10 protein-coding genes (1 of these 10 only partly in view) are annotated in these 7,129 nt (G+C 70.6%); 4 read left to right on the top strand and 6 right to left on the bottom strand.

The annotated features are described in order from the left end of the window. On the bottom strand, positions 1 to 260 hold the 5' portion of the coding sequence (locus RIU97_RS30825) for a DNA-3-methyladenine glycosylase (protein WP_404960848.1). Its footprint begins 382 nt before the window's first position; 260 of the gene's 642 nt are visible here — the first part of the coding sequence; its start codon is at positions 258 to 260; the stop codon falls past the left edge of the window. A 114-nt stretch (positions 261 to 374) separates the two neighbouring features. Here RIU97_RS30825 and RIU97_RS30820 point away from each other — a divergent pair, with 114 nt between their 5' ends. The 3 genes from RIU97_RS30820 (at position 375) to RIU97_RS30810 (ending at position 2,406) form a co-directional block, all read left to right on the top strand. After that, positions 375 to 1,157: a sporulation protein gene (locus RIU97_RS30820; RefSeq protein WP_404960847.1), complete on the top strand. Its 783-nt coding sequence runs from the start codon at positions 375 to 377 to the stop codon at positions 1,155 to 1,157. Positions 1,158 to 1,219: 62 nt separating this feature from the next. Then, a complete protein-coding gene (locus tag RIU97_RS30815; RefSeq protein ID WP_404960846.1) occupies positions 1,220 to 1,753 on the top strand; it encodes a YbhB/YbcL family Raf kinase inhibitor-like protein in 534 nt (177 codons plus the stop codon). 149 nt (positions 1,754 to 1,902) lie between these two features. Continuing rightward, entirely contained in the window at positions 1,903 to 2,406 is a 504-nt protein-coding gene (locus tag RIU97_RS30810; RefSeq protein WP_030717062.1) for an HNH endonuclease, read from the top strand. A 59-nt stretch (positions 2,407 to 2,465) separates the two neighbouring features. On the opposite strand, the gene RIU97_RS30805 is transcribed toward RIU97_RS30810, so the two are convergent. From RIU97_RS30805 to RIU97_RS30790, 4 genes are all read right to left on the bottom strand, one after another. Then, on the bottom strand, positions 2,466 to 3,236 hold the full coding sequence (locus RIU97_RS30805; RefSeq protein WP_404960845.1) for a sulfite exporter TauE/SafE family protein: 771 nt from the start codon (positions 3,234 to 3,236) through the stop codon (positions 2,466 to 2,468). A gap of 89 nt (positions 3,237 to 3,325) precedes the next feature. Beyond that, complete coding sequence (locus tag RIU97_RS30800; RefSeq protein WP_361757366.1) at positions 3,326 to 4,312, bottom strand: SPFH domain-containing protein; 987 nt, start codon at positions 4,310 to 4,312, stop codon at positions 3,326 to 3,328. Between the two features lie 84 nt (positions 4,313 to 4,396). Then, the gene (locus RIU97_RS30795) at positions 4,397 to 4,825 is read right to left on the bottom strand and encodes an NfeD family protein (protein WP_404960844.1); all 429 of its coding nucleotides are present in this window, start codon (positions 4,823 to 4,825) and stop codon (positions 4,397 to 4,399) included. Positions 4,826 to 4,876: 51 nt separating this feature from the next. Further along, entirely contained in the window at positions 4,877 to 5,680 is an 804-nt protein-coding gene (locus RIU97_RS30790; RefSeq protein WP_404960843.1) for an ABC transporter ATP-binding protein, read from the bottom strand. Between the two features lie 133 nt (positions 5,681 to 5,813). Here RIU97_RS30790 and RIU97_RS30785 point away from each other — a divergent pair, with 133 nt between their 5' ends. Further along, positions 5,814 to 6,587, top strand: a complete 774-nt coding sequence (locus RIU97_RS30785) for a hypothetical protein (protein WP_404960842.1) — start codon at positions 5,814 to 5,816, stop codon at positions 6,585 to 6,587. Positions 6,588 to 6,832: 245 nt separating this feature from the next. On the opposite strand, the gene RIU97_RS30780 is transcribed toward RIU97_RS30785, so the two are convergent. Then, positions 6,833 to 7,078 carry a chaplin gene (locus RIU97_RS30780; protein WP_404963007.1) on the bottom strand — a complete coding sequence of 82 codons (246 nt, stop codon included), beginning with the start codon at positions 7,076 to 7,078 and terminating at the stop codon, positions 6,833 to 6,835. Positions 7,079 to 7,129: the final 51 nt, after the last annotated feature.

The following is a 7,129-nucleotide window of genomic DNA, read 5'->3' as shown; positions in this document are numbered from 1 at the left end:
CACATGCCGTAGATGAAGTAGACGTACGCGTGTCCGGGCGGGCCGAACATCGATGCGTTGCGGGCCGTGCGGCCGCGGTAGGCGTGTGAGCCGGGATCGGACTCCCCCTCGTACGCCTCCACCTCCGTGATGCGCAGTTCGATGGGGCCGTCCGGGGTACGGCGCACCAGGGTGCGGCCGAGGAGGTCCGGGGCCACGGTGAGGACCGGCCGGTCGAAGAAGGACCGGGGCAGGGGCGTACGGTCGGGGCGCGCGCTCATCCGGTCGAGCGTAGTGGAACGCGCACACCTGCAACCGGGGCCTAAGGTTCCGCGTTGGTAAGGGGTAGGCGCGGCGTAGTGCCAGTCCTTAGATCCGTATCAGGGAGTTTGAGCATGGGGTTCAGGAAGCTGTTCGCGAGCCTGGGTGCCGGTGGTGCCTCGGTGGACACGATCATCACCGAGCCGAACGTCGTGCCGGGCGGAATCGTCCAGGGCGAGGTCCGGATCCAGGGCGGATCCGTGGAGCAGCAGATCGAGGGGCTGTCCGTCGGGCTGCAGGCGCGGGTCGAGGTCGAGGGTGGTGACCAGGAGTACAAGCAGGACGTGGTCTTCACGAAGCAGCGTCTCGGCGGTGCCTTCAAGGTGGAGGCCGGCGCGCTGCACGTGGTGCCGTTCGGGCTGGAGATCCCCTGGGAGACGCCGATCACCCACTTCGGGGGTCAGCACCTGCACGGGATGAACATCGGGGTGAGCACCGAGCTGGAGATCGCGCGGGCGGTCGACGCGGGTGACCTCGACCCGATCAACGTGCACCCGGTGCCGGCGCAGCAGGCGATCCTCGACGCCTTCCGTCAGCTCGGCTTCTCCTTCCGCAGCGCGGACATGGAGCGCGGGCACATCCGCGGGACGCGGCAGTCTCTGCCGTTCTACCAGGAGATCGAGTTCCTGCCGCCGTCGCAGTACCGCGGGCTGAACCAGGTCGAGCTGACCTTCATCTCGGACGGCCGGGAGATGGACGTCGTCCTGGAGATGGACAAGAAGCCGGGTCTGTTCAGCGAGGGCAGCGACACCTACCGCTGCTTCCAGGTGGGTCTGCAGTCGTACCAGAGCACGGACTGGGCGGCTTATCTGAACCAGTGGATCGCCAGCGTCGGTTCGCAGCGCAACTGGTTCTAGGCTCGGGACCGCGTCCGTACGCGGACGCGGATCCGATGTCTCCCCCTCCCGGAGGTTCAGCAGTGTCAGAGCAGAGCAGGGCGCCCCTTCCGCACGACTTCCACCCCGAGGTGCCGTCCTTCACGGTGACCAGCGAGGACGTCTCCCACGGAGCCGATCTGCACGCGGCCCAGGTCCTTACGGGGAAGAACATCTCGCCGCAGCTGCGGTGGGAGGGCTTCCCCGAGGGAACGAAGAGCTTCGCCGTGACCTGCTTCGACCCGGACGCGCCCACGGGCAGCGGGTTCTGGCACTGGGTGCTCTTCGACCTGCCGGTGTCGGTGACGGAGCTGCCGGCCGGGGCGGGCAGCGGGTCCTTCCCGGGGCTGCCGGAGGGGGCCGTGCACGCGCGGAACGACTACGGCACGAGGGACTTCGGCGGGGCGGCTCCGCCGCGCGGTGAGCGGCACCGCTACGTGTTCACCGTGTACGCGGTGGACCGGGAGCAGCTCGGCCCGGACGAGGACTCGTCCCCGGCGTCGGTCGGTTTCCATCTGCGGTTCCACGCCCTCGGGCGGGCTCAGCTGATCGCCGAGTACGAGTCGCCCGCCCGCTGATCGTTCTCCGAGCGTTTGCCCGGTCCTGGTCTAAAGAAGGCCAGGACCGGGCATTTTTATTGCGTTGTCCCGCGTGGCGCGCGCGGCCAGAGTGGTTGCGGGCCCTGCCGCCGGTGTGGTCGCGGGCCTGCACACGGGAGGTGGGCGAGATGCGGGACACGCTGGTGCTGAATGCGAGCTTCGAGCCGCTGTCGACGGTGACCCTGAACCGGGCTGTCGTCCTGGTACTGCAGGACAAGGCCGTGGTCGAACAGTCGCATCCCGAACTGCGCGTGCGCGCCGCCACCATGGATCTTCCAATGCCCCGGGTGATCAGGCTCTGCAGGTACGTACGGGTGCCCTTCCGAAGACATGCTCCCTGGTCGCGGAGGGGGGTGCTGGTCCGGGACCAGCACCGTTGCGCGTACTGCGGGAAACGCGCGACGACCGTGGACCACGTGCTGCCCCGGGCCCAGGGGGGCGGGGACACGTGGCTGAACACGGTGGCCTCCTGCGCCGAGGACAACCACCGCAAGGCGGCCCGGACTCCGGAGGAGGCGGGGATGCCGCTCCTCCGGAAGCCCTTCGTGCCGTCTCCGGCGGACGCGATGCTGCTGGCCCTGGGCGTGGGCGCGCGGGAGGCGCTGCCGGAGTGGCTGGAGCGCTCCGCCTAGTCGGCTACCCGCTCGCCGGGTAGTCGCGCACGCTGAACGGCGTAGGTTTCCTACGCCGCTCAGCGGACCATCAGCTGCACGATGGCGATGACGCCGACCGCAACGATGACCGCGCGCAGGACGGTCGGCGAGAGCCTGCGGCCGACCTTGGCGCCGATCTGACCGCCGATGGTGGAGCCGACGGCGATGAGGAGGACGGCCGTCCAGTCGAAGTCGGCGACGAAGAGGAAGACGACGGCCGCGACGCCGTTCACCAGGGCGGCGATGACGTTCTTGACGGCGTTGATCCGTTGCAGGTCCTCGCGGAGCAGCAGGCCCATCAGGCCGAGGTAGAGCACGCCCTGGGCGGCTCCGAAGTAGCCTCCGTACGCGCTGGAGACCAGCATGCCGCCGAGCAGGACCGGGCCGCCGTCGGGGTGGCTCGTGTCGCCTCCGGCGGCTTCCTGCCGGCGGCGCAGGGCCGCGGCGAGCCTCGGCTGGAGGACGACGAGTACGAGCGCGAGTCCGATGAGGACGGGCACGATCGTGTCGAAGGAGTCGGACGGCAGGGTGAGGAGCAGGACCGCGCCCGCGAGTCCGCCGACGACGGATACGGAGCCCAGCCGCAGGATGCGGGCCCGCTGGCCCCGGAGCTCCTTGCGGTAGCCGATGGCTCCGCTGATCGAACCGGGTACCAGGCCCAGGGTGTTGGACACGTTGGCGGTCACCGGCGGGAGGCCGGTGGCCAGCAGCACCGGGAAGGTGATCAGGGTGCCGGAGCCGACGATGGTGTTGATCGTGCCCGCGCCGATGCCGGCGGCGAGGACCGCGAGTGATTCCCAGATGGACATGGACTGTGCCATCCCCTTTGCATGAGTGAGTCGCCTCCCCGCCATGAAGGTCGAGGGGCCTCACCGATCATGCAGGAGGGAATGGCGGTTCAGTCGATCGGGGGCTGTTCGCGGCGCTCCGCGGCGTCCTTGTCCCGTGCGGAGGGGATGCCGCCGCCGTCCTTGCCCGCGTTCTGCGGGTTGAAGCCGGAACCGCCGCCCATGGGGCCGAAGTTGCCCATGGCGCCGGAGAGGCCCTTGAGGGCGTCGCCGATCTCGCTCGGCACGATCCAGAGCTTGTTGGCATCGCCCTCGGCGATCTTCGGGAGCATCTGGAGGTACTGGTAGGCGAGGAGCTTCTGGTCGGCGTCGCCGGCGTGGATGGACTCGAACACCGTGCGGATGGCCTGGGCCTCGCCCTCGGCGCGCAGCGCGGCGGCCTTGGCGTCACCTTCGGCGCGGAGGATGGAGGACTGCTTCTCGCCTTCGGCGCGCAGGATCTCGGACTGCCGGACGCCCTCGGCCTGGAGGATCGCGGCGCGCTTGTCGCGGTCGGCGCGCATCTGCTTCTCCATCGAGTCCTGGATGGAGGTCGGCGGCTCGATGGCCTTGAGCTCGACCCGGTTGACGCGGATGCCCCACTTGCCGGTGGCCTCGTCGAGGACCCCGCGCAGGGCGGCGTTGATCTCCTCGCGGGAGGTCAGGGTCCGCTCCAGGTCCATGCCGCCGATGATGTTGCGCAGGGTGGTGACGGTGAGCTGCTCGATGGCCTGGATGTAGCTGGCCACCTCGTACGTCGCGGCCCTGGCGTCGGTCACCTGGTAGTAGATGACCGTGTCGATGTTGACGACCAGGTTGTCCTGGGTGATGACCGGCTGCGGGGGGAAGGGGACGACCTGTTCGCGGAGGTCGATGCGGTTGCGGATCGAGTCGATGAACGGGACGACGATGTTCAGGCCCGCGTTGAGCGTGCGGGTGTAGCGGCCGAACCGCTCGACGATGGCGGCGCTGGCCTGCGGGATCACCTGGATCGTCTTGACCAGTGCGATGAAGACCAGAACCACCAGAATGATCAGGACGATGATGATCGGTTGCATGCGGTTCCCCGTGCCCTTCCGGCTGTCTGTGCTGCCCCGTTGAGCGGAGTCTCGCAGACCCGCGGGCTGCGAGCAGGCTGCTTGTCACATCACGACGGCGGTCGCCCCGTCGATCTCCACGACGTCCACGGACTGGCCCGGTTCGAAACTGGTGTCCGTGTCGAGGGCGCGCGCCGACCAGATCTCGCCGGCGAGCTTGATGCGTCCCCCGCTGCCGTCGACCCGTTCGAGGACGACGGCCGTTCTGCCCCTCAACGCGTCGATGCCGCTGCGGTGTTGGGGGCGCTGATCGCGGTGCCGGTTGGCGATGGGCCGGACGACGGCGATGAGCGCGACCGACACGATCACGAAGACCAGGACCTGTGCCACCACTCCCCCGCCGAGGGCCGCGGTGACGGAGGCCGCCACGGCGCCGACGGCGAACATGCCGAACTCCGGCATCGCGGTCAGGACGAGGGGGATGCCCAGTCCGACCGCGCCGATGAGCCACCACACCCATGCGTCGATGTCCACATGGTCATGGTAGGTCCGGCGGGCGCGGTCCGGACAGGGTGCGGGGGGCCGTTACTGGCCCAGGGGGAGGCCCTGGGCGGTCCAGCGGTCGTTCCCGTTGCGCTCGACGACCAGGGGGAGGCCGAAGCAGAGCGAGAGGTTGCGGGACGTGAGTTCGAGGTCGATCGGGCCCGCGGTGACGACCTTGCCCTGACGGATCATCAGGACGTGGGTGAAGCCGGGGGCGATCTCCTCGACGTGGTGCGTGACCATGACCATGGAGGGGGCGAGCGGGTCGCGGGCGAGCCGGCCGAGGCGGCGTACGAGGTCCTCGCGGCCGCCGAGGTCCAGGCCGGCGGCGGGCTCGTCGAGGAGCAGCAGCTCGGGGTCGGTCATCAGGGCGCGGGCGATCAGCGTGCGCTTGCGCTCGCCCTCGGAGAGGGTGCCGAACTTCCGGTCGAGGTACTCGGTCATGCCGAGGCGGTCGAGGAAGGCGCGGGCGCGCTGCTCGTCGATCTCCTCGTACTCCTCCTGCCAGGTCGCCGTCATGCCGTAGGCGGCGGTGAGGACGGTCTCCAGGACGGTCTGCCGCTTGGGCAGCTTGTCGGCCATCGCGATGCCGGCGACGCCGATGCGGGGGCGCAGCTCGAACACGTCGGTGCCGGGCTTGCCGAGGGTGCCGCCGAGGATGGTGGCGGTGCCCTTGGTGGGGAAGAGGTAGCTGGAGGCGAGGTTCAGCAGTGTGGTCTTGCCGGCGCCGTTGGGGCCGAGGATCACCCAGCGCTCGCCCTCCTTCACCGACCAGGAGACCTGGTCCACCAGAGCCCGGCCCTCGCGGACCACGGATACGTCCACCAGCTCCAGAACATCGCTCATGAGCGTGTTGTCACCCCTTGCAGTCACGGTTCTCTGTGCGCCGGTAGACGCAGCCCCAGGGGAAAACCTACGCCACTCGGAGAGGGGTCCGGGGCCGGGGCCCGGTGCGGGGTCCGATCCGTAAAGTAGGGGGATGCTTTTCGAACCACGTTCAGGGCGCCTGGCCGCCTGGGGGAACGCACTGCTGGCCGGTCTGGTCTCGCCCGACGAGGCCGTGTTGTCGATCGTGGGCGAGGACGCCGTGCACCGGGTGGAGGGGCTGCCGGGCGAGTCGGGTCCGGTGGGTCTCACCCTGGCGCTCGGCCGGATGCGGGCGCTGGGGGTGACGGGGCTGCGGGTGGCGCTGCCTGCGCCGGGGCATCCGCTGGGGCTGAGCGGGCCGCCGGAGTTCAATGCGCGGGCGCTGGAGGCCGAGGAGGCCGTGGTGTGCGCGGGGGCTGCGCTGGGGCTCGTACCCGAGGTCGACGAGGTGGGGCCCGAGGGTGATGTGCACGTGTCGGTGACCTGGCACTGCCTGCCGGTACGGGAGGCACCGCCGGCCGACGTGCCGTCGCTGAGCGAGGCGGAGCGGGAGCTGGCGGAGGCCCTGCGCGAGGCCACCGTGGCGCTGACCCGGCTGGACGTGGCCGGGTCCGGGCCGGTGGCGGAGGCGGCGCTGTCGGCGTACCGGGCGCGGGCGGAGGCGGGGCGGGACGCGCTGGCGCCGGGGTATCCGGCGCGGGCGGTACGGGTGCTGGCGCTGGCGCAGCGGGTGGACCTGATGGTGTCGCTGGCGTACGAGAACGGGCACGGGGGTGCGGTGGCCGCCTCGGAGATGGCGGCTCGGGCGGAGGTGTTGCGGCCGGTGGAGCGCGTGGCTCGGCGGGCGCTGGTCGCGGCGTACAACTCGGCGGTGGAGGCGGGCTAGGTCGGGGCCGGCTGCGCCGGGGGTCCTGGGGCTCCGCCCCATCCCCCGCGCCTCAAACGCCGGCGAGGCTGAAAGACCCGGGGCTGCGCCCCGAACCACGCTCCTCAAACGCCGGAGGGGCCGGATTTGCCGGGCCGAGCGGGTGCCCTGCCGAGCAGTGCGAGGGGCGCGTCAGGAGCAGACGTGCCGCGGCCCCGCTTCCCGGGGAGAGGGGGGAAGCGGGGCCGTGGTGTGCGAGGGGCGCGTCAGGCGTTGACTCCGGTGTTGCCGAAGGCGCCGTTGAGCAGGCCGATCACGTTGACCGTGTTGCCGACCACGTTCACGGGGACGTGGACCGGGACCTGGAGCAGGTTCCCGGAGGCCACGCCGGGCGAGTTCAGGGCCGCGCCCTCCGCCGACGCACCGCCGTGCGCCGAGGAGACACCCGCGCCGGCGGCGACGAGGCCGCCCGCGATCATGGTGACGGCTGCGGCCTTCTTGAAGTTCTTCACGTTCTCGTCCTCCAGTACGTCTGCCGCGACCAGCCGTCGCGGCACGCCATG

This window comes from Streptomyces sp. 147326 (assembly GCF_045000215.1).
Lineage (GTDB): Bacteria > Actinomycetota > Actinomycetes > Streptomycetales > Streptomycetaceae > Streptomyces.
This window is presented reverse-complemented; position numbering and strand designations above follow the sequence as displayed.